The sequence below is a fragment of the Rhizobium sp. 10N427 genome (genome assembly GCF_056394605.1).
On the sequence record NZ_JBFTID010000017.1, the window covers coordinates 44,518 to 65,655 of the forward strand.

The 21,138-nt window shown below is 61.1% G+C and carries 18 protein-coding genes and 1 tRNA gene; 5 read left to right on the top strand and 14 right to left on the bottom strand.

The window, feature by feature from the left end; genetic code table 11:
* The first annotated feature begins 142 nt into the window (after positions 1-142).
* Complete coding sequence (locus AC1DIJ_RS26230) at positions 143-358, top strand: DUF6719 family protein (protein ID WP_112390228.1); 216 nt, start codon at positions 143-145, stop codon at positions 356-358.
* Between the two features lie 82 nt (positions 359-440).
* Here AC1DIJ_RS26230 and AC1DIJ_RS26235 read toward each other — a convergent pair whose 3' ends face one another.
* The 5 genes from AC1DIJ_RS26235 to xylF form a co-directional block, all read right to left on the bottom strand.
* Positions 441-1,751 carry a hypothetical protein gene (locus tag AC1DIJ_RS26235; protein ID WP_112390229.1) on the bottom strand — a complete coding sequence of 437 codons (1,311 nt, stop codon included), beginning with the start codon at positions 1,749-1,751 and terminating at the stop codon, positions 441-443.
* Between the two features lie 113 nt (positions 1,752-1,864).
* Positions 1,865-1,941, bottom strand: a tRNA-Arg gene (locus tag AC1DIJ_RS26240).
* A 170-nt stretch (positions 1,942-2,111) separates the two neighbouring features.
* Entirely contained in the window at positions 2,112-2,894 is a 783-nt protein-coding gene (locus AC1DIJ_RS26245; RefSeq protein WP_112390230.1) for an ATP-binding cassette domain-containing protein, read from the bottom strand.
* A 14-nt stretch (positions 2,895-2,908) separates the two neighbouring features.
* On the bottom strand, positions 2,909-4,219 hold the full coding sequence (locus AC1DIJ_RS26250; RefSeq protein ID WP_112390231.1) for a sugar ABC transporter permease: 1,311 nt from the start codon (positions 4,217-4,219) through the stop codon (positions 2,909-2,911).
* Between the two features lie 252 nt (positions 4,220-4,471).
* Positions 4,472-5,512 carry a D-xylose ABC transporter substrate-binding protein gene (gene xylF, locus AC1DIJ_RS26255; RefSeq protein ID WP_112390232.1) on the bottom strand — a complete coding sequence of 347 codons (1,041 nt, stop codon included), beginning with the start codon at positions 5,510-5,512 and terminating at the stop codon, positions 4,472-4,474.
* Between the two features lie 225 nt (positions 5,513-5,737).
* Here xylF and AC1DIJ_RS26260 point away from each other — a divergent pair, with 225 nt between their 5' ends.
* From AC1DIJ_RS26260 to AC1DIJ_RS26275, 4 genes are all read left to right on the top strand, one after another.
* Positions 5,738-6,973, top strand: coding sequence for an ROK family transcriptional regulator (locus AC1DIJ_RS26260; protein ID WP_112390233.1), 1,236 nt, complete (start codon positions 5,738-5,740; stop codon positions 6,971-6,973).
* Between the two features lie 255 nt (positions 6,974-7,228).
* Positions 7,229-8,638, top strand: a complete 1,410-nt coding sequence (locus tag AC1DIJ_RS26265; protein WP_112390234.1) for a circularly permuted type 2 ATP-grasp protein — start codon at positions 7,229-7,231, stop codon at positions 8,636-8,638.
* Positions 8,638-9,582: an alpha-E domain-containing protein gene (locus AC1DIJ_RS26270; RefSeq protein WP_112390235.1), complete on the top strand. Its 945-nt coding sequence runs from the start codon at positions 8,638-8,640 to the stop codon at positions 9,580-9,582. The genes AC1DIJ_RS26265 and AC1DIJ_RS26270 overlap by 1 nt, the downstream gene beginning before the upstream one ends.
* Positions 9,583-9,593: 11 nt before the next feature.
* A complete protein-coding gene (locus AC1DIJ_RS26275; RefSeq protein ID WP_112390236.1) occupies positions 9,594-10,418 on the top strand; it encodes a transglutaminase-like domain-containing protein in 825 nt (274 codons plus the stop codon).
* On the opposite strand, the gene AC1DIJ_RS26280 is transcribed toward AC1DIJ_RS26275, so the two are convergent.
* The 9 genes from AC1DIJ_RS26280 to chvE form a co-directional block, all read right to left on the bottom strand.
* Entirely contained in the window at positions 10,366-11,259 is an 894-nt protein-coding gene (locus AC1DIJ_RS26280; protein ID WP_112390237.1) for a transglutaminase-like domain-containing protein, read from the bottom strand. The genes AC1DIJ_RS26275 and AC1DIJ_RS26280 overlap by 53 nt on opposite strands.
* Positions 11,260-11,348: 89 nt before the next feature.
* A complete protein-coding gene (locus tag AC1DIJ_RS26285) occupies positions 11,349-12,233 on the bottom strand; it encodes a transglutaminase-like domain-containing protein (RefSeq protein WP_112390238.1) in 885 nt (294 codons plus the stop codon).
* A gap of 43 nt (positions 12,234-12,276) precedes the next feature.
* On the bottom strand, positions 12,277-12,519 hold the full coding sequence (locus AC1DIJ_RS26290; protein WP_112390239.1) for a hypothetical protein: 243 nt from the start codon (positions 12,517-12,519) through the stop codon (positions 12,277-12,279).
* A 117-nt stretch (positions 12,520-12,636) separates the two neighbouring features.
* Entirely contained in the window at positions 12,637-14,376 is a 1,740-nt protein-coding gene (gene araD, locus AC1DIJ_RS26295; protein ID WP_112390240.1) for an L-arabinonate dehydratase, read from the bottom strand.
* 60 nt (positions 14,377-14,436) lie between these two features.
* Positions 14,437-15,870: an aldehyde dehydrogenase family protein gene (locus tag AC1DIJ_RS26300; protein WP_112390241.1), complete on the bottom strand. Its 1,434-nt coding sequence runs from the start codon at positions 15,868-15,870 to the stop codon at positions 14,437-14,439.
* Between the two features lie 69 nt (positions 15,871-15,939).
* Positions 15,940-16,935: an AraD1 family protein gene (araD1, locus tag AC1DIJ_RS26305; RefSeq protein WP_162706077.1), complete on the bottom strand. Its 996-nt coding sequence runs from the start codon at positions 16,933-16,935 to the stop codon at positions 15,940-15,942.
* Between the two features lie 119 nt (positions 16,936-17,054).
* The gene (gene mmsB / locus AC1DIJ_RS26310; protein WP_112390243.1) at positions 17,055-18,266 is read right to left on the bottom strand and encodes a multiple monosaccharide ABC transporter permease; all 1,212 of its coding nucleotides are present in this window, start codon (positions 18,264-18,266) and stop codon (positions 17,055-17,057) included.
* A complete protein-coding gene (mmsA, locus tag AC1DIJ_RS26315) occupies positions 18,263-19,801 on the bottom strand; it encodes a multiple monosaccharide ABC transporter ATP-binding protein (protein ID WP_112390244.1) in 1,539 nt (512 codons plus the stop codon). Before mmsA ends, mmsB begins: the two co-directional genes overlap by 4 nt.
* 96 nt (positions 19,802-19,897) lie before the next feature.
* On the bottom strand, positions 19,898-20,962 hold the full coding sequence (chvE, locus tag AC1DIJ_RS26320) for a multiple monosaccharide ABC transporter substrate-binding protein (protein WP_112390245.1): 1,065 nt from the start codon (positions 20,960-20,962) through the stop codon (positions 19,898-19,900).
* Positions 20,963-21,138 lie beyond the last annotated feature (176 nt).

Genomic DNA, 21,138 nt, shown 5'->3' on the forward strand with positions numbered 1-21,138 from the left:
GCCAGGCGCGCCGCCCATACTCCAGGTGGAGCATGCCCTGCACGCAAAGGCGCTGTAGACCGACAAACGGGCGGGGTTTGCGAACGGACGGGTCTGTCCGGGCGCTTCCCTTGCGCCCGTCTATCAAGGGGAAGGGGATACAATGAAACTCAGATATTCGCTCGCCGTTCTGATCGCTTTCGGACTGGCCGGATGCCAATCGATCCTGAAGGAAGAGCCCGCAAAGGGAACGCTACCGACCGGAAAGAAAGTCCTTGTCGATGACGGCACCTGCCCGCCCGGAGAGGTGAAACAGGTGACCGGCGCCACAGCCGGAAATCCGCGTATCAAAGAATGCGTGCCAATGCCGAAGGGGTAAGGGGCCGTCTACATTTTCGCCGGGGTGTTGCGGAGAGGTTCGGTTACTGATCTCTCCGCATCTTCGGGATGCAGATGCAGCATTACCAAAGATTATCGGGCTTTGATGCGGCGGGCGTCTGCGAGACGTCACGTTTTCTTTGGATGGCGGCGATTGCGACTAGGGCCACCAGTCCCAACAATGGCAGGATACGGTGGTGATAACGGTCCGCCGGACCGGAGATAACAGCAAACAGCAGATCGTTTCCGAGGCAGAGCGACAGCAGCAGGATGATCCAGATCGTTTCATCACGCGTCAGCCTTCGCCGGCCACAGACGAGCGCCGATGCGGTTGCCAGGTAAAGCGCGTAGCGCAGAGCCGTGCAGAGATTGCGAACCACTTCGCTTTGCCACAAGCTCTGTGGCTGTGCGGACTGATAAAATCGGCTTGGCATCGGTTCGGTAAGGACTGGAATGAAATCGAGCGCGGTCTGCGGTGCATAAAAGCTCAGGAAATCGCGAGCAACGACGATCGCCGTTTCCATTGGCCGGTACGTCAGACCGTCGACTATGATTGCGCGTGCGTGCTGCTGTTCGAAACGGTCGAGCGGAAACGCGTTTGGGAACTGGCGTGCAATATCCCAGAAGAAGTCACGGCGTTCCGCATTGGCGGGATCGGCCTTCAGCTGAACCACGTAATCGGCCGCATCACACAGCGCCCTGTCACCTGATCTCTCGCATTGGCGGGTGAGCAGCGCCGGGTGAATTGAGAAGAAGCGGGAGGCGAGGAAGGTTTGCGCGAGTCTTGGGACATCAGGAAAATATTTGCGCTCAAGACCAGTGTTGACGAGCAGCAGCGTTGCGAGCGCCAGCGCAGGCATGGCGAGAAGCCGCGCATTGCGAAACATTAGTGCGGCGAGCAGCGAAAAGGGCATCACAAGCAGCAAGCCGCTCGCATGACCGGAGAGCAGGACGCCCGAAAGCATGGCCAGGAACGGGCTCTGCCAGCGAATTGCAACGATCAGCAGCACGACAGCAGAAAAGAACCAGCTGTCAACGAGCACAGCGCTCACATACAGCGGCTGCAGACTTAAAAGCGAGAGAGGCAAAGCAAGCACGAATAGGTGTGGCAAGGAGAAACTGCGGCAGAAAAGTAGCCAGGCGGTCGCGGCAAGGGCTGTATTGAACAGCGGCAAGGCCCAATACCCAATCAGACGGTATGGCCAGGCAATCAGAACGGCGGCCGTATTCGAGCGGATCCAGCCGACGCCTTGACCGGAATAAGCGATGGAGTCGTCCATCACCAAGGGAAAGCCGTTGACCAGCATGGGCGCCAGCAACATCACCGCCAGCAACAGAAATAGCCCGGCCTGCCGCCAAAAAACGGGTTCACGTGCTGTCCACGGAAAGGCCATGTCTTCTCCAGGTGTGCGGCACCCGAACCGCATATCGCGAATCAAACGCCATCGTCACATTGAAGAGGGCAAGCTCGACAATGGAAAGGGCGCAGAGATTTTTTGAACGCAAATGGCGCACCCGACAGGATTCGAACCTGTGACCTTTGGAATCGGAATCCAACACTCTATCCAGCTGAGCTACGGGTGCATGCCGTGGCGGTTTGAATCGCCTGTCCGATGTGGTGGTTCTTAGCCTAGCTTTCGGCGCTCTTCAATCGCCAAATGGCGAAATCGGTGGAATGGCTGGCGGTGTCACCGGAATTCTAAGGAAAAGCCCGCCGGGCTTTGGCGCGGCGGGCTTTCTGTTGTCCTGATGTCTCAGACCTGCATGGCGCCGGGGCCGGGGATGGCCTTGGGCGGGACCTTGCCGAGGATGATCATACCGAGGACTTCGTCCTTGGTGACGTCTTCGGTGCGGGCGTGGCCGACGACCTGGCCGTTCTTCATCACCGAGACGCGGTCGGCGAGGTCGAAGACGTCGTGGATGTCGTGGCTGATCAGGAAGATGCCGATGCCTTCCTTCTTCAGCTGCTTGATCAGCTCGCCGACCTGCGCCGTTTCCTGGGGGCCGAGCGCTGCCGTCGGCTCGTCCATGATCAGGATGCGGGCGTTGAAGAGGATCGCGCGGGCGATCGCCACCGATTGCCGCTGGCCGCCCGAAAGCGCTTTCACCGGCTCCTTGAAGCGGCGGAAGTTGGGGTTCAGGCGTCCCATCACCTCGCGGGCCGAGGCTTCCATGGCGACGTCGTCGAGCGTGCCCCACTTGGTGCGGATTTCGCGGCCGAGATAGAGGTTGGCGGCGGCATCGACATTATCGGCGACGGCAAGTGTCTGGTAGATCGTCTCGATGCCGTATTTCTTGGCATCGCGCGGATTGCGGATATCGGCCGGTTCTCCATTGATCAGGATATCGCCCGAGTCGCGCTTGTAGGCGCCTGAAAGGATCTTGATCAGCGTCGACTTGCCGGCGCCGTTATGGCCGAGCAGGGCGACGACTTCGCCAGGGTAGAGATCGACCGAGGCGTTGTCGACGGCGTGGATACCGCCGAAGGAGATCGAGATATTCTTCAGTTCCACAAGGGGAGTGCGTTGTTCAGTCATTACTCGTACTCCTCTTACTTCGCACGCGAGCGGTAGACCGTGTCGAGCCAGACGGCAACGACGAGGACGGCACCGACCACAACGTTCTGGATGGGGGTATCCACATTTGCGAGACCCATGCCCGACTGCAGCGACTGCATGACGAGCGCGCCGAGCATGGCGCCGGCGACCGTGCCGGTGCCGCCTGCGAGCGACGTGCCGCCGATGACGGCCGCGGCAATGGTATAGAGTTCGTAGGTCGTGCCCTGCGAGTTCGCCGCCGCGTTGAGGCGGGCGGTCGAGATCGCCGCGGCGACGGCTGCGAGGAAGCCCATCAGCGCGAAGATCTTGACGGTGACCCAGCGGGTCTTGATGCCAGCGAGTTCGGCCGCTTCAGGGTTGCCGCCGATGGCGAAGACATAGCGGCCGAAGCGCAGGCGGGTGGCGATGAAGGTCATGACGATGCCGACGAGAACGGCGATCAGCACCGGCACGGCGATGCCGTAGGAGATGAACAGGCCGGTCTCAGGCCAGGCGATGGCGTTGGCTTCGGCATATTTCTTGGCGATGGCCACGGGCCAGTAATAAATGGTCGAGACCCAGATGGCGCCGAGCACCAGCGCGCAGCCGAGAACGGCCAGGAAATACTCCGCCCAGAGCGGGCGGCGCGGGAAGTTGAAGCGCTTGCGCTGGTGGCGCGAGCCGATGATGCCGATGACGATCAGCAGGCAGGCGATAAGCCCGATGATCCAGCTCCAGGTGGCGCCGACGGCACCTTCTGCACCGCCGCCCATGATGCGGAAAGTGGTGTCGAGGGGCGCAACCGTCTGGCCCGACGTGACATACCAGGCAAGGCCGCGCCAGGCGAGGAAGCCGCCGAGCGTGACGATGAAGGAGGGCACGCCCATGAAGGCGATGATGACGCCCTGGAAGAGGCCGATCAGCGTGCCGGCGATGAGGCCCGCGGCCAGCGTGATCACCCAGGTCCAGGAATTGTCGAAGCCCAGATATTGCGGCAGGAATTTCGCCTGAACGACGCCCATGATCATGGCGACGAGGCCGAGCATGGAGCCGATCGACAGGTCGATGTTGCGGGTGACGATCACAAGCACCATGCCGGTCGCAAGAACGGCGATTTCCGTCGTCTGGACCGAGAGGTTCCAGAGGTTGCGGGGGGTGAGGAAAAGCCCGTCGGTATAGAGATGGAAGCCGATCCAGATGACCAGCAGTGCCGCGACCATGCCGAGCAGGCGCGTGTCGATCTCGGTGGCGCGCAGGAAGCGCGTGATGGGGTTTGCGTCCGCGGTGCGCGGATGACCCGGTGAGGATTGCGTGATGTCTGCCATGGGTTTGCCGTTCCCCCATTGTTTGGGCCCTGGCCGGGTGCCCGAAAAGCCCAGCCTGAGATGCCCTGTTCTTCGAAATGACCACCGGGATGCTTCCGGAATAGCCGCGTCGGTGACGGCGTTATTCTGGCAGGGAATTAAAGCGTTCGCGGGGCGTTGCGAGGCGGGGAGGCTTCTGAAAGATGCCTGCATCCGCATCCGGCGCCGCAGCGGAAACGCTGCGGCGCCGGTCTGTTGATCAGCTTACGAGGATTAGTCGCAGGCCTTGACGCTGCCGGCCTTGACGCCCTGGCAGGCTTCAGCCTTGGAGATCCAGCCGGCGTCGATGACGACGTTCAGGTTGTCCTTGGTGATGGCCTGCGGCTTCAGGAAGATCGACTGCATCTTCACCTTCTTCGGGCCGCCGTCGAAGGTGGTAACGCCCTGGATCTTGTCCATGGTCGTGCCGCCAGCGAGGTCGAGCGCGATTTCAGCAGCGCGCTTGCCGAGTTCGCGGCTATCCTTCCAGACGGAAACCGTCTGGGTGCCGAGCGCGATGCGGTTCAGAGCGGCCTTGTCGGCGTCCTGACCGGAAACCGGTACGGTGCCAGCCATGCCCTGTGCGTCGAGAGCGGCAACGGCGCCACCGGCAGTGCCGTCGTTCGAAGCAACAACGGCGTCAACCTTGTTGTTGTTCGCGGTCAGGAACTGTTCCATGTTGCGCTGTGCGTTCTGCGGCAGCCAGCCGTCGGTATAGGCTTCGCCGACGTTCTTGATCTTGCCGGCGTCAACCGCAGCCTTCAGAACTTCCATCTGGCCGGCGAACAGGAAGTCCGCGTTCGGGTCCGACGAAGAGCCCTTGATGAAGACGTAGTTGCCTTCAGGCTTGACCTTGAAGACGCCTTCAGCCTGCAGGCGGCCGACTTCCTTGTTGTCGAAGGTGATGTAGAAAGCAGCCGGATTTTCGATCAGGCGGTCGTAACCGACAACCGGAATGCCTTCGGCAGCAGCCTTTTCGATGGCCGGTCCGATTGCGTCGGAGTCCTGAGCCAGAACGATGAGGGCGTTGGCGCCCTGCGAGATCAGCGATTCGACGTCGGTCAGCTGCTTGGCAGCGGAAGACTGCGCGTCAGCGGAAATGTACTTCGCGCCCTTGGCTTCCAGCGCCTTCTTGATGGCTGCTTCGTCGGTCTTCCAGCGCTCTTCCTGGAAGTTCGACCAGGAAACGCCAACGACGAGATCGGCCGCCATGGCAGCCGTGTGCACGGAAACGAGGATGGCGGCACCCGCCATCAGCTTCATAATAGACTTCATAAATTATCCTCCCGAGTGATAAGCGGCCAGCCCCAGCCAGTGGTTCCTCCAGCCGCCGCGGATCACTGTCGAGCAACAATGCATTATTTTCTCGACAGTCGAGAAATTAAGTGTCAGAGATTTTTTCAACTGTCAACAGGCCACTACCGGCAGAATCATCCATCACGCATAAGTTGTTGGAGATGGCCTGTGAAACGAGGGCGGAAGCGGGGGAAGGGCGGCTTTATGCTGACCAAATCGAGCACGGAGTCGGTCCGGCAAAGGAATAGCGGGCTGGTTCTCGCTGCCCTGCGCCGCCACGGCGCGCTCGCGCATACCGAGATATCTGACTTCACCAAGCTGTCGTCGGCGACCGTTTCGGCGATCACGGCGGATCTCGAGAAGTCGGAGATCATCGAGCGCTCGGAGCAGCAGGCGGCGAGCGGCCGCGGGCGGCCGCGCGTGCTGTTCAGGCCGCGGCGCGATTGCGGCTATCTGATCGTCGTCATCATCTCATCCGATGCCGTGCAGTTCTCGCTGGTGGATTACGCCGGCAAGCTGATCGACCGTTTCAGCGAGGGGCGCTCGCATGATCCGGCCGGGGCTGCGGTTTTTGCTGAAGCCGTCAAGGAAGGTCTTGCCCGCATCCTCGAGCGGTCGCGGATTGCCCAGGAGCGGGTGCTCTTGATCTCGATCAGCAGCAAGGGGCTCGTCAACGCCGCCGAACCGGTGCTGCTGTGGTCGCCTATCTTCGGCACCGACCAGATCGATTTCGAGACGCTGCTGCGGCCGGAATGGCGGGCGCGGGTGATCCTCGACAACGAGACCCTGCTGGTTGCCGCTGCCCTTGGCGCGCATGAGGAGAATGTGAAGGGGGCGGATTTCCGTTCGCTCGCAGCTCTCTCCCTCGGCCACAGCATCGGCCTCGGAATAGTCCGGCGCGGCGCCGATGGCGGGCAAGAAATCTCGGCGCCGAATTTCGGCCATATGCTGCATCTGGCGAATGGCGGGCTCTGCCGCTGCGGGTCCAAGGGCTGTATCGAGGCGCATGCGGGCTTCTACGCCATCCTGCGCACCGCCTTCGAAGTGCCGCTCGATACCATTCCCGCCAAGTTCGTGCCGGTCGGGGAACTCGACAAGATTGCCGCCCGCGCCCGCCAGGGCCACCGCATGTCGGCCTTTGCCTTCCGGCAGGCCGGACTGGCGCTCGGCAATGGCCTGTCGCGGATGCTCAGCCTCACCGAGCGCATGCCGGTGGCGATCACCGGGCCCGGGACACGCTACTACGATCTGTTGCGCCAGGGCATCGAGGAAGGGCTGGGGCAATCGCATGTGGTGCGCATGGAGGGGATGCCCGAACTGCGCGTCGTTGCCGACGAGACCAACCTGGTTTTCGAGGGGCATCTCGGCCGTGCGCTGGCGCTTCTCGACGAGGATATTCTGGGTGGTGTCAGCCAGGTGGGATTGGAGCGGTCGGCTTAGGGCCACCTTTCCCTTTCCTGCTGCTGCCGAGAATTGAATCGGGTTCTCGACCGTAAAATCATCAATTGCTTATATTTTGTGCCGGCGGTGGCGATTGAAACTTTCGCGCATCACGCCATCCTTCTCTAAATGCCCAGTTTTTCGGCGCTTTTCGGGGTTTCAGACGATTTTACGAATCTTGCCCGCGAACTGAGCATGGTTCTTGCATTGCCATTTGCGTTGTATTCAAATGAACAAAAAAGGGGAGCCACACCTTTGGCATTTGATGAAATGATTACCGGGGACGAAAGTCCGCGTCAGCCATATGAGAAATACTTCGAGTGGTACAATGCCCAGGACAGGGCGCATCTGATTGCCAAATCCCGCGATGCGGAAAACATCTTCCGGAAAACCGGCATCACCTTCGCAGTCTACGGACATGCAGACTCCTCCGAAAAGCTCATCCCCTTCGACATCATCCCCCGCATCATCTCAGGAAGAGAGTGGCGCAAGCTCGCTCAGGGCATCGAGCAGCGCGTCATCGCGCTGAATGCCTTCCTCGACGATATCTATCACAAGCAGGAGATCATCCGCGCCGGGCGCATTCCGCGTGAGCTGATCGAGAACAACGTCACCTTCCTGCCTGAAATGATCGGTTTCCGGCCGCCGGGCGGTGTCTATACGCATATTGTCGGCACCGACATCGTGCGCACCGGCGAAGACCAGTTCTACGTGCTCGAGGACAATGCGCGTACGCCTTCCGGTGTCAGCTACATGCTGGAGAACCGGGAGACGATGATGCAGATGTTCCCGGAGTTGTTCCACGAGAACAAGGTGCAGCGCGTCGAGGACTATCCCTATCTGCTGCGCCAGAGCCTGGCATCGCTCGCGCCTCCCGGCTGCAAGGGCAGGCCGCGTGTGGCGGTGCTGACGCCGGGCATCTACAACTCGGCCTATTACGAGCACTCGTTCCTTGCCGATACGATGGGCGTCGAGCTCGTGGAGGGTTCGGACCTGCGCGTCATCGACGGCAAGGTGAAGATGCGCACGACGCGCGGCTACGAGGCGATCGACGTTCTCTACCGCCGCGTCGATGACGATTTCCTCGATCCGCTGACCTTCCGCAGCGATTCCGCGCTCGGCATTCCGGGCATCATGGACGTCTACCGCTCCGGCAACATCACCATCGCCAACGCGCCTGGCACCGGCATCTGCGACGACAAGGCGATCTATTCCTACATGCCCGAGATCGTCGAGTTCTATACCGGGCGAAAGTCGATCCTCGAGAACGTGCCGACCTGGCGCTGTTCGGAACCATCGAGCCTGAAATATGTGCTGGAGCATATCGAGGAACTGGTCATCAAGGAGGTTCACGGCTCCGGCGGCTACGGCATGCTGGTGGGTCCGACGGCCTCGAAGAAGGAGCGGGCGGATTTTGCCGAGAAACTGAAGGCGCGGCCGAACAACTATATCGCCCAGCCGACGCTGTCGCTGTCGACGGTGCCGATCCTGGTCAACAAGGGGATCGCGCCGCGTCACGTCGACCTGCGTCCCTATGTGCTGGTCTCCGACAAGGTCCAGATCATTCCGGGCGGGCTGACCCGCGTGGCGCTGAAGCAGGGTTCGCTGGTGGTCAATTCCAGCCAGGGCGGCGGCACCAAAGACACCTGGGTACTGGAGGACTGATGCTCGGAAGAACTGCAAACGGCCTCTACTGGATGTTCCGTTACATCGAGCGCGCCGAAAATATCGCGCGTCTCGTCGATGCCGGCCTGCGCATGTCGCTGACGCGTAGCGGGACGGGTGATGACAATTGGGATGGCGTGCTGCAAAGCGCGGGCGTTCGCGAGGCCTATGACGAGGGCCATACGAAGCTGACGAGCGCCGATGCGATCGATTATCTGTTGCGCGACCTTTCCAATCCGTCGAGCGTCATGGCCTGCATCGACAGCGGCCGGAACAATGCCCGCATGGTGCGCACGGCGCTGACGCGCGAGACCTGGGAAGCGACCAACGAATGCTGGATCGAGCTGAAAACGCTGCTTTCGAAGCGGCTGAAGGCGGCGGAGCTGCCTGAAGTCATCGATGTCATCAAGCGGCGTGCAGGGCTGATCCGCGGTGCGTTCCACGGCTCGATGCTGCGCAACGAGCTCTACAACTTCGCCCGCATCGGCACCTTCATCGAGCGCGCCGACAACACGGCGCGTATTCTCGACGTGAAATATTACGTGCTGCTGCCTTCTGTTTCGCAGGTGGGCTCGTCGGTCGATAACGTGCAGTGGGAATCGATCCTGCGCTCGGTCTCGGCGCATCGCTCCTACAGCTGGGCCTATGACGACGAATATCGGGCGGCGAATATCGCCGACTTCCTGATCCTCAACGGGCAGATGCCGCGGTCTCTCGCCTATTGTTACGAGAAGGTGGTCAGCAATCTCGGCTATATCTCGCGCAGTTATGGCGGCGAGCGGCTGAGGGCGCATGATACCGCGGATGCTATCCGCGCCTCGCTGCATTCGCGGGCGATCAAGGACGTGATCGATCAGGGGCTACACGAATTCCTCGAGGAGTTCGTCAACCGCAACAATTCGCTCAACGTCGAGATCACCAACGGCTACCGGTTTTATGTTTAGGCGGTGAAGAGATGAGACTGAAGATTAGCCACGTCACCGAATACCGCTATGATGAACCGGCGCAATTCTCGTTGCAGCGGCTGCGGCTGACACCGCCGAGCGCTTTCGGGCAGAAGGTAATCAACTGGTCGCTTGATGTCGAGGGCGCCACACCCGAGGTCGAGTATGACGATCAGTTCGGCAATCATGTGAACCTGGTGTCGCTCGAAGGCGCGCAGAAGGTGACGCGGATCGTTGCCGAAGGCGAGGTCGAGACCGATGACCGCAATGGAGTCTCCGGTCCGCATACCGGCTTCTGCCCGCTCTGGCTGTTTCTGCGCGATACGCCGCGCACGAAGCCCGGCAAGCTGATCAAGGAGCTGATCAAGGGCGTCAGCGGCGACAACGAGCTCGCCCGCATGCACGCCCTGATGGCGGCGATCCACGAGGCCGTCGAGTACAAGCCGGGCACCAGCGATAGCGAAACCACCGCCGAGCAGGCGATGGAACGAAAGAGCGGCGTCTGCCAGGACCACGCCCATATCTTCGTCTCGGCTGCCCGGGCGTTGAAAGTGCCGGCGCGCTACGTCTCCGGCTATCTGATGATGGAAGAGAAGGTCGAGCAGGCGGCAACGCATGCTTGGGGCGAGGCCCACATTCCCGGTCTCGGCTGGGTCGGCTTCGATCCGGCAAACGAGATCTGCCCCGACGCCCGCTACGTCCGCACCGCGTCTGGCCTCTGCTACCGGGATGCTGCACCTGTCTCCGGCATGCGCATCGGCATGCCGGGCGAGACGCTGACGGTTACGGTGAAGGTGGAAGATAAGGCGCAGGGGCAAAGCCAGAGCCAGAGTTGATGGCCGCACCCGGCGGCGGCGCGATATCGCCGGCGGCCGGGATCTCGTCGGTGACGACCTCGAATTGCGCCAACTTGGCCGGGCCGAAAGCGGTCGATAGGGCAACGTCGGTGGCGTCCCGGCCGGTTGCCATCAGGATGCGTCCGATGCGCGGCGTGTTGTGGCGAGCATCGACCGTATGCCAGTGGCCGCCGAGATAGACCTCGAACCAGGCGCTGAAATCCATCGGTGCGGGATCCCTGGGAACGCCGATATCGCCGAGATAGCCGGTGCAATAGCGCGCCGGGATGTTCATGCAGCGGCAGAGCGTGATGGCGAGATGCGCGAAGTCGCGGCACACGCCGGTTCTGTCCGTGTAGCCGCCATGCGCAGTTCGCAGCAAGTCGGCATTCATGTAGTCGAAGCGGATATGGCCGTGCACGAAATCGGCGATCGCCTGGACCCGCGCCCAGCCGAGCGGCGTGCCGGAAAAGGTCTTCCAGGCAAAATCGGCAAGCCTATCGGTGTCGCAATAGCGGCTGCCGAGCAGGAAGACCAGGATGTCATCGGGGAGATCCTTGATGTCGTGCTGCGCGGCATCGACAGGCACGAGATCCGGCTGGCCGCTATCGTAGATGTCGAATTCGGTCGAGATCGTCGTCAGCCCCGCCGGGGCGACGATGCGTGTGCAGGCGTTGCCGAACGTGTCGGTATAGCCCCAGGCATCGATCGGCTGATTGAACGATAGCGGTTGCTCCGTCAGCAGGTCACCCCGCCGCGAGGGATGGATGTTCAGCACCAAAAGCATCGGGGTAGGCTGAACGCATTCATAGCCAATCGTAAAACCAGCGTGGATCTTCATGGAATGTCCTTTGCGGAGCGGGTTGACACCCGTCAGCGGGCCATCTGGGAACGCCACTGCAGTCGATCGGTTCCATAGCGCCGATGCTTCTAGGACGATCCAGGCTCGGTGGTGACGTTGACCTGCACGGTCATGTCGCCGAAATCGCCGGCATCGCCATCATAGCTGCCCCATAGCGGGATGGCCTGAACCGGGTCGCGCGCGACGCCGACACGGATGAGATCCTGGTTTCCGACGATGCCGTTGGTTGGGTCGAACTCGACCCATCCGGCGCCCGGGAGATAGACTTGGCACCACGCATGCGTCGAGCCGCCGCCGAGCGTCGTCGAGCCGTCACGGTCGGGCACATAGATATAGCCGGTGACGAAGCGGGCCGCGAAGCCGAGCGAGCGGGCTGCCTCCATCATCAACAGCGCGAAGTCGCGGCATGTGCCCTGGCGCTTCTGCAATGTCTGAACGGGGGTCTGCGTCCCGCGCTCGACGCGGCGCGCGTAGGAGAAGCTCTGGCGGATCGCGTAGCAGAGCGTCATTAGGATATGCCCTGTACGCGCCGCCGGCTCGGTGCCGACGAATTGGCGTGCCCAATGCGCAACCTCATTTTCGGGGTCGGGGTAGCGGCGGATGATCGTGCAATCGAGATCCGGCATTTCCTCCTCGTCATAGGCGAAGGGATAGGTCAGAGCCTCGGTGTCGATCTCCAGATCGAGAGGAACCTGCGCGGTGTGATCCAGGCGGATGTTGGTCTCGAACCGCAGGTGATCAGACGGTCCGGCCATGTCCACAAGGGCAATGCAATTGCCGAAGACATCGTGGATCCAGCGAATGTTGGCGGGCTTGGGTATGATCGCAATCGTCGCATCGAGGAGGCGCTGATCGAAGCTGTCGCGCGGCCGGAACAGCACGCGATGCTGGCCGAAGGTGACAGGGCGTTTGTAGCTATAGTGCGTTACGTGTCTGACGGCGTAGACGGTCATGGTGCCCCTGTCTGCCGGATTCGAGCAGAGGCAGGAGCCGCCGCTATTCGAATTCCGGTATCTGCCCGGACTGAAACAGGATCACCGAGGGTCCTGCTTCGCCGATCGCCACATTGGATTCGCGCGTCCACACGACCACGCCGGCGTAATCGTTGACGAGCGTCTGGGCGACATAGACGGCCGTGTGTTCCTGTTTCATCCGGCGTGGTTCGAAGGCCGGTGTCAAACCACCTTCGGAATCCCTGTTGAAGGCACTCAGCACAATCAGCTTTCGTATTCCGGGCATGGCGCTCTCCATGACCGCTAACGGTTCTGGCTCTGGTTCGTTCCAGATAGGCTTTCCGCTCACAAAGAAAAGGCGGAGCTTTCGCCCCGCCTTCCATCATGTTCAAGACATGGTTGGCTAGTGGCTGTCCTTGCCGACAGCACTGCCACGACATCCCTTGAGGAAGTGGAGGTCGGCGCCGGTGTCGGCGCCCTCAACGTGCTGCTGGTGCAGCCAGGCGTAACCCGAGGTCGGCAGGTCGTGGTGCGGCTTCCATTCGGCGAGACGCTTTGCCAGTTCCTCTTCGGAAATGTCGAGGTGCAGGCGGCGGTTGGGGACGTCGAGCTCGATGAAGTCGCCGTTCTTGACGACCGCCAGCGGGCCGCCGACGGCGGCTTCCGGCGAGGTGTGCAGGACGACGGTGCCATAGGCAGTGCCGGACATGCGGGCGTCGGAGATGCGCACCATGTCGGTGATGCCCTTCTTGAGCACCTTCGGCGGCAGACCCATGTTGCCGACTTCGGCCATGCCCGGATAGCCCTTCGGACCACAGTTCTTCATGACCATGACGCAGGTCTCGTCAATGTCGAGATTGTCGTCGTTGATCTTCGCCTTGTAGTCGTCGATATCTTCGAAGACGACGGCGCGGCCGCGGTGGACCATCAGGTGCGGGGAGGCGGCGGATGGCTTCAGCACGGCGCCCTTCGGCGCCAAGTTGCCGCGTACGACGACGATGCCGCCGGACTGCGTCAGCGCCTTTTCAGCCGTCAGGATGACGTCCTCGTTCCAGTTGACGACGTCCTTGACCTCATCCCACATGCTTTCGCCGGAGACGGTCAGCGCATCCTTGTGCAGGAGACCGGCTTCGCCGAGGCGCTTCAGCACGACGGGCAGGCCGCCGGCATAGAAGAACTCTTCCATCAGGTATTTGCCCGACGGCATCAGGTTGACGATCGTCGGCACGTCGCGGCCACAGCGATCCCAGTCGTCCAGTGTCAGGTCGATGCCGACGCGGCCGGCCATGGCAAGCAGGTGGATGACGGCATTGGTCGAGCCGCCGATGGCCGCGTTGGTGCGGATGGCGTTTTCGAAGGCCTGCTTGGTCATGATGTCGGAGGGCTTCAGGTCGTCCTTGACCATCTGCACGATGCGGCGGCCGGTCAGCTGCGCCATCACCTTGCGGCGGCTATCGACGCCGGGGATCGCTGCATTGCCCGAGAGAGCCATGCCGAGGGCTTCGGCCATCGACGCCATGGTCGAGGCGGTGCCCATGGTGTTGCAGGTGCCCGACGAACGGCTCATCGAGGCCTCGGCCTCGAGAAACTCGGCCTGCGTCATCTCGCCGGCCTTCACCATTTCGGAGAACTTCCAGAGATGCGTGCCGGACCCGACGCGCTCGCCGCGGAAATAGCCGTTCAGCATCGGGCCGCCGGTGACGACGATGGAGGGGAGGTCGACGGAGGCCGCGCCCATGATCAGCGACGGCGTGGTCTTGTCGCAGCCGACGAGCAGCACGCAGCCGTCCATCGGCTGGCCGCGGATCGCTTCCTCGACCGCCAATGCGGCAAGGTTGCGGTACATCATTGCCGTCGGGCGGAAGGTGTTTTCGGAGGCCGAGAACACCGGCACTTCCATCGGGAAACCGCCGGCTTCCCAGACGCCGGCCTTCACCTTTTCGGCAAGCTCGCGCAGATGGCCGTTGCACGGCGTCATGTCCGACCAGGTGTTGAGGATGCCGATGACCGGACGTCCGTCGAACAGGTCGTGGGGATGTCCCTGGTTCTTCATCCAGCCGCGGTGATAGATGACGTCACGGCTGGTGCCGCCGTACCATTCCTGCGACCGAAGCTTGCGCGGCCATTCCGCTTTCTTGAACATAGTCTCTGTCCTTCAAGGGCGCCGGACCGCCTCGCACGGCCCGGAACGCCAAGAGATGTCTTAGGCCAGCGTGTAGCTGGTCTTGACGGTTGTGTAGAATTCGGCGGCGTACTTGCCCTGCTCGCGCGGGCCGTAGGAAGAGCCCTTGCGGCCGCCGAACGGAACGTGGAAATCGACGCCTGCGGTCGGCAGGTTGACCATCACCATACCGGCTTCGGCATTGCGCTTGAAATGCGTCGCATGCTTGAGGCTGGTGGTGGCGATGCCGGAGGACAGGCCGAACGGAGTGTCGTTGGCGGTAGCCAGCGCTTCTTCGTAATCCTTGACGCGGATGACGGAGACGACAGGTCCGAAGATCTCTTCGCGCGAGATGCGCATCTGGTTGGTCGCTTCGGTGAACAGCGTCGGCTGCAGATAGAAGCCGGGCGTTTCGCGGGTGATGGTTTCGCCGCCGAAGGCGAGCTTGGCGCCTTCTTGTCTGCCGATCTCGATGTAATCGGTGTCGGTCTTCAGCTGACGCTCATCGACGACGGGGCCGATATGGGTGCCGGGCTTCAGCGCGTTGTCGACGACGATGGTCTTCAGCTTTTCCGTCAGTGCAGCAACGAACTTGTCGTGGATGCCTTCGGTGACGATCAGGCGCGACGACGCGGTGCAGCGCTGGCCGGTGGAGAAGAAGCCGGAGTTTGCGGCAGCTTCAACGGCGACCGTCAGGTCGGCGTCGTCGAGAACGACCATCGGGTTCTTGCCGCCCATTTCCAGCTGGAACTTGCGGTTATGTTCGATCGAGGCGGCAGCGACGCGCTTGCCGGTGCCGGTCGATCCCGTGAAGGTGATGCCCGAAACATCCGGGCTGTCGAGCATGACCTGGCCGACGACCGAGCCCTTGCCCATGACGAGGTTGAGGACGCCCTTCGGCAGGCCTGCGCGGTGCAGGATATCGACGATCGCCCAGGAGCAGCCCGGAACGAGTTCCGCCGGCTTGAAGACGATGGTGTTGCCATAGCAGAGGGCAGGGGCGATCTTCCACGCCGGAATGGCGATCGGGAAGTTCCAGGGCGTGATGATGCCGATGACGCCGAGCGGGTCGCGGGTGATCTCGACGCCGATATTCGGGCGCACCGAGGGGACGATCTCGCCGGCAAGGCGGAGCACTTCGCCTGCGAAAAATTCGAAGATCTGCGAGGCGCGGATGGTTTCGCCGATGGCTTCCGGAAGGGTCTTTCCCTCTTCGCGGGCGAGCAGCGCACCGAGCTCGTCCTTGCGGGCCATGATCTCGTCGCCCGTCTTCTTCAGGATGACGTGGCGTTCCCAGATGCCGGAGCGCGACCAGGCCGGGAAGGCGGCCTTGGCGGCGGCAATGGCGTTCCTGGTGTCTTCGGCGGAGCCATCGGCATAGAGGCCGACGACTTCGTTGGTGTCCGACGGATTGATGTTCTTCGTCGCATTGGTGCCGATCCATTCGCCGGCGATCAGGTTCTGATAAATGGTCATGGGCTCGCGAGCCTCCTTTACCTTTTATGAAAAATGACCCGGCCGTAGCGGCAGCCGGGTCATGGGAAATTAGAGCTGCTTGACGACGATTTCTTCTTCGGCGTCGATTTTCAGCGGGTTCTTCAGCGGCAGGCCGAATTCGGCGACCTCGATTTCGAAGACGTCGCCGGCTTCCGGCTTGATGCCGTCGGCAAAGGACAGGGTCGCCGTGCCGAACATGTGGACGTGAACGTCGCCCGGTACGCGGAACAGGCCGTATTTGAAGTGATGGTATTCGAGGTTCGCGAAGGTGTGCGACATGTTCGCTTCACCCGACAGGAACGGCTTTTCGAAGATCACCTTGCCGCCGCGCTTGATGCGCGAGGTGCCGCGGATATCCTCAGGGGCAACGCCGATGCGGATTTCCGGGCCGAAGCTCGCCGGACGCAGCTTGGAATGGGCGAGGTAGAGGTAGTTGATCCGCTCGGTGACGTGGTCGGAAAATTCGTTCGACAGCGCAAAGCCGATGCGGAACGGCGAGCCATCTTCGGCGATCACGTAGATGCCGGCCATTTCGGGCTCTTCGCCGCCATCGAGCGCGAAGGAGGGGGAGACCAGGGGAGCGCCCGGTGCCGCAGCGCCGTAGCCGTTGCCCTTGTAGAACCACTCGGGCTGCACGCCCTTTTCGCCTGCTTTCGGCTTGCCGTTCTCGATGCCCATCTTGAACATCTTCATCGAGTCCGTGAGGGTTTCCTCAGCGGCTTCGCTGGTCTTCTTGTGCATGCTGTCGCGGGTGGCGGCCGAGCCCAGATGCGTCAGGCCGGTGCCGGTCAGATGCAGGTGGGCGGCGTCGGGATGGGTGATCGGCGGCAGGAAGCTGCCATCGGCGTAAGCCTTCTCCAGATCGACGGCATCGCCGAGGCCATGCGCCTCGATGACCGAAACGAGGGACTTGCCGGCGTTTGCCGCTTCCATCGCCAGCGCATAGACGCTGCCTGCATTCTTCACGGCTTTCGCTGCACCGCCCGGCTCGCGCACGGCGACGATGATCTCTCCGTTCGAACCCTTGATCTGCGAAATGAGCACGGTCTTCATCCTCTTTGGGTAGCTGCGGATAATGCTCCGCCCGTCCGGCTCCCTGGGGAGCCGGAACTATTCGTTTTCATGACTGCGAATGCGAATGCATGGAGCCGGCGCCGGAGCGCTCAGCCTTTATTCTTGTTATAGACGTCGAAGAAGACGGCGGCCAAAAGGACTGCGCCCTTGACCATCTGCTGGGAGTCCGTGCCGAGGCCGTGGATCGACATGCCGTTGTTCATGATGCCCATGATGAGAGCACCGATCACAGCGCCGGTCACCTTGCCGACGCCGCCCTGGGCGGATGCACCGCCGATGAAGCAGGCCGCGATGACGTCAAGCTCCAGGCCGAAACCGCCCTTTGCCGTTGCCGAGTTGAGGCGCAGCGCAACGATGAGACCGGCGAGACCGGCAAGCAGGCCCATGTTCGCAAAGGTGAGGAACGTCAGCCGCTCGGTGTTGATACCGGACAGCTTCGTTGCCTTCTCGTTGCCGCCCATGGCGTAGATGCGGCGGCCGATCGTCGTGCGGCGGGTAATGAAGGCGTAAGCAGTGATCAGCACAAGCATGATCACGAGCACGTTCGGAAAGCCCTTGTAGATCGACAGCTGATAGCCGAGCGCCAGGATGGCGAGAGCGATGACACCGTTCTGCGCAAGGAAGAAGCCGAGCGGCTCGACGTCGTTGCCATGCTTCTCGTTCGACTTGCGCTGGCGCCAGGCCAGGTAGACGAGGGTAACGGCGCCGACGACGGTCAGGATGAGCGACGTCGAATTAATGCCGCCCATGTCGAAGAGGTTCGGCAAAAAGCCGATGCTGATCAGCTGGAAGGCGGGCGGGAATGGACCGATGCTGGTGCCGGTTCCGGCACCCGTCATCACGGTCAGCGTCAGGCCGCGGAAGACCAGCATGCCCGCAAGAGTCACGATGAAGGACGGGATCTTGTGATAGGCGACGAAATAGCCCTGCAGGCCGCCAACCAGCGCACCCACGGCCAGACAAATAACGGCTGCCAGCACATAATTCATGTGCCACTCGACCGTCATGACGGCGGCGATGGCGCCGATGAAACCGACGACGGAGCCAACCGAAAGATCGATATGGCCGGCAACGATCACCAGCAGCATGCCCAGCGCCATGACGACGATGAAGGAATTCTGCAGGATGATGTTGGTCAGGTTGAGCGGGCGGAAGAGAACGCCGCCGGTCGAGATCTGGAAGAACACCATGATCGCGATGAGCGCGATGAACATGCCGTACTCGCGGATGTTACCGCGAACAAATTCGCCGATGGAGACGACACGCCCTTGTTCGGTGATTGGTTGATTGATCGGCGTCATTGTTTCTTATCTCCTGAACGCATGATGGCGCGCATGATGGTTTCCTGGCTCGCTTCCCCTTTCGGCAGTTCCGCAACGATCCGTCCTTCATTCATGACGTAGATGCGGTCGCACGTACCAAGGAGCTCCGGCATTTCCGATGAAATCATCAGAACGCCTTTGCCGTCAGCCGCGAGCTGGTTGATGATAGTATAGATTTCATATTTAGCGCCAACATCAATGCCGCGCGTTGGTTCGTCCAGGATCAAAACATCGGGATCCGAGAACAGCCATTTCGACAGAACCACCTTCTGCTGGTTGCCGCCGGACAGGTTGACCGCTTCCTGGAAGATACTGGAAGAACGAATGCGCAGCTTCGCGCGATAGTCGGACGCGACCCGTGTTTCCTTGACGCTGTCGATGACCGTGGCGTTCGACACCGCCGCCAGATTGGCGAGCGTGGTGTTGTGAACGATCGTCTCGCCCAGAACGAGGCCGAGATGCTTGCGGTCTTCGGTCACATAGGCAAGACCGGCGTCGATCGCCTTGCGCACCGTCGTCGTATCGACCTTCTTGTCATCGACGAAGACGTCACCGGTGATCTTGTGACCATAGGTCTTGCCGAACACGCTCATGGCGAATTCGGTACGGCCGGCACCCATCAGGCCGGCGATGCCGACGACCTCGCCCTTACGGACATGGACGTTGATGTCGTGCAGAACCTGGCGGTCGCGATGCTGCTGATGGAAGGCGTTCCAGTTCTTGACCTCGAAGATCGTCTCGCCGATCGGCACAGAGCGCGGCGGATAACGGTCGGCCAGGTCGCGGCCCACCATGTTCTTGATGATGATGTCTTCGCTGATCTCGTCCGCATGACAGTCGAGCGTCTTGACGGTCATGCCGTCGCGCAGGACCGTGATCTGGTCGGCGACCTTGCGGATCTCGTTCAGCTTGTGCGAAATGATAATCGAGGTGATGCCCTGCTTGCGGAATTCCATCAGCAAGGTGAGCAATGCGTCGGAATCGCTTTCGTTCAGCGATGCCGTCGGCTCGTCGAGGATGAGCAGCTTGACGCTCTTCGACAATGCCTTGGCGATCTCGACGAGCTGCTGCTTGCCGACGCCGATGTCGGTCACGAGCGTATTCGGAGATTCCGCCAGGCCGACCTTGGCCAGCAATTTTTTGGTGCGATTGAACGTTTCGCCCCAGCTGATGACACCGTTGGTGGCGTTTTCGTTGCCGAGGAAGATGTTTTCCCCGATCGAAAGCTGCGGTACCAGGGCAAGTTCCTGGTGGATGATGACGATGCCGATTTCTTCGGAATCTTTCAGGACCTTGAAGTTGCGGACGTCGCCTTCGTAGACGATGTCGCCTTCATAGCTTCCTGCTGGATAAACGCCGGAGAGCACTTTCATCAGGGTCGATTTGCCGGCCCCGTTTTCGCCCACCAATGCGTGGATTTCACCTTGGCGAACCTTGAGGTTCACATTCTCGAGCGCTTTCACACCCGGGAACGTCTTGGTGATGTTCCGCATTTCGAGGATTAAATTGTCCATTACTTTAAAACCCAACGCCGCGACCGAAAATGATCTGGCGATCATAGAATCGAAGACCGGAACCCGCAATTGTGCAGGTTCCGGCCATTCATAATATTACTTCAGCTGGTCTTCTTTGTAATAACCGCCATCAACGAGAACTGCCTTGTAGTTCTCCTTGGTGACAGCAACCGGCTTCAGCAGGTAGGACGGAACGACCTTGACGCCGTTGTCGTAGGTCTTGGTGTCGTTCACTTCCGGCTCCTTGCCGGACATGACGGCATCAACCATGGCAACGGTGACCTTGGCGAGATCGCGGGTATCCTTGAAGATCGAGGAATACTGTTCGCCAGCGATGATCGACTTGATCGACGGGATTTCCGAGTCCTGGCCGGTGACGACCGGCAGCGGCTGTGCAGCCGTACCGTAGCCGACGCCCTTCAGCGACGAGATGATGCCGATCGACAGGCCGTCGTAAGGCGACAGAACAGCGTCAACCTTTGCGTCGGTGTAGTTAGCCGAGAGCAGGTTGTCCATGCGAGCCTGGGCCGTTGCCGGATCCCAACGCAGCGTGCCAACCTTGTCCATGCCGGTCTGGCCGGACTTTACGACGAGCTTGCCGCTGTCGATGTAAGGCTGAAGAACCGACATTGCGCCGTCATAGAAGAAGAAGGCGTTGTTGTCGTCCGGCGAACCGCCGAAGAGTTCGATGTTGAACGGGCCCTTGCCGTCCTTGAGGCCGAGCTTGTCGACGATCGTGCCAGCCTGGAGAACGCCAACCTGGAAGTTGTCGAACGTTGCATAGTAGTCAACGTTGCCGGAGTCGCGGATCAGGCGGTCATAAGCGATGACCTTGATGCCGGCGTCATGAGCCTTCTGGAGAACGTCCGAAAGGGTCGTGCCGTCGATAGAAGCAACAACGAGAACCTTGGCACCCTTGGTGACCATGTTTTCGATCTGCGAAAGCTGGTTCGGAATGTCGTCGTCAGCGTACTGGAGGTCGGTCTGGTAACCGGCGTCCGTGAGCTGCTTGACGATGTTGTTGCCGTCGTCGATCCAGCGAGCCGAAGCCTTGGTCGGCATTGCGATGCCAACGAGGCCCTTGTCAGCTGCCATTGCAGGCACAACGAACGAAGCGACGCCGAAGGCAGCCGCAGCCATCAATGAGATAATGGATTTCATTTCTCTCTCCCTTGTTAATAGATCGGCGGACGAAAAATCGCCCACCACGAAACTGTGGCAGGTTCCGTAGATCGGATAGTTACTTCAGATGGTGAGAAACGAAGTAGGTCTCCTCCACGATCTCACACGTGTTGAGTGCCAACCAGCACACGGCGGCAAACTCGTACGGAATCCTA

Excerpts from the sequence above, each read along its gene's own strand:
- AC1DIJ_RS26230 (WP_112390228.1), top strand. The coding sequence starts at position 143 with ATGAAACTCAGATATTCGCTCGCCGTTCTGATCGCTTTCGGACTGGCC.
- AC1DIJ_RS26300 (WP_112390241.1), bottom strand. The coding sequence starts at position 15,870 with ATGACCATTTATCAGAACCTGATCGCCGGCGAATGGATCGGCACCAAT.
- AC1DIJ_RS26285 (WP_112390238.1), bottom strand. The coding sequence starts at position 12,233 with ATGACCGTCTACGCCGTCAGACACGTAACGCACTATAGCTACAAACGC.
- AC1DIJ_RS26290 (WP_112390239.1), bottom strand. The coding sequence starts at position 12,519 with ATGCCCGGAATACGAAAGCTGATTGTGCTGAGTGCCTTCAACAGGGAT.
- xylF (WP_112390232.1), bottom strand. The coding sequence starts at position 5,512 with ATGAAGTCTATTATGAAGCTGATGGCGGGTGCCGCCATCCTCGTTTCC.
- AC1DIJ_RS26245 (WP_112390230.1), bottom strand. The coding sequence starts at position 2,894 with ATGACTGAACAACGCACTCCCCTTGTGGAACTGAAGAATATCTCGATC.
- AC1DIJ_RS26280 (WP_112390237.1), bottom strand. The coding sequence starts at position 11,259 with ATGAAGATCCACGCTGGTTTTACGATTGGCTATGAATGCGTTCAGCCT.
- mmsB (WP_112390243.1), bottom strand. The coding sequence starts at position 18,266 with ATGACGCCGATCAATCAACCAATCACCGAACAAGGGCGTGTCGTCTCC.
- AC1DIJ_RS26270 (WP_112390235.1), top strand. The coding sequence starts at position 8,638 with ATGCTCGGAAGAACTGCAAACGGCCTCTACTGGATGTTCCGTTACATC.
- AC1DIJ_RS26260 (WP_112390233.1), top strand. The coding sequence starts at position 5,738 with ATGCTGACCAAATCGAGCACGGAGTCGGTCCGGCAAAGGAATAGCGGG.
- mmsA (WP_112390244.1), bottom strand. The coding sequence starts at position 19,801 with ATGGACAATTTAATCCTCGAAATGCGGAACATCACCAAGACGTTCCCG.
- AC1DIJ_RS26275 (WP_112390236.1), top strand. The coding sequence starts at position 9,594 with ATGAGACTGAAGATTAGCCACGTCACCGAATACCGCTATGATGAACCG.
- chvE (WP_112390245.1), bottom strand. The coding sequence starts at position 20,962 with ATGAAATCCATTATCTCATTGATGGCTGCGGCTGCCTTCGGCGTCGCT.
- AC1DIJ_RS26250 (WP_112390231.1), bottom strand. The coding sequence starts at position 4,219 with ATGGCAGACATCACGCAATCCTCACCGGGTCATCCGCGCACCGCGGAC.
- araD (WP_112390240.1), bottom strand. The coding sequence starts at position 14,376 with ATGTTCAAGAAAGCGGAATGGCCGCGCAAGCTTCGGTCGCAGGAATGG.
- AC1DIJ_RS26235 (WP_112390229.1), bottom strand. The coding sequence starts at position 1,751 with ATGGCCTTTCCGTGGACAGCACGTGAACCCGTTTTTTGGCGGCAGGCC.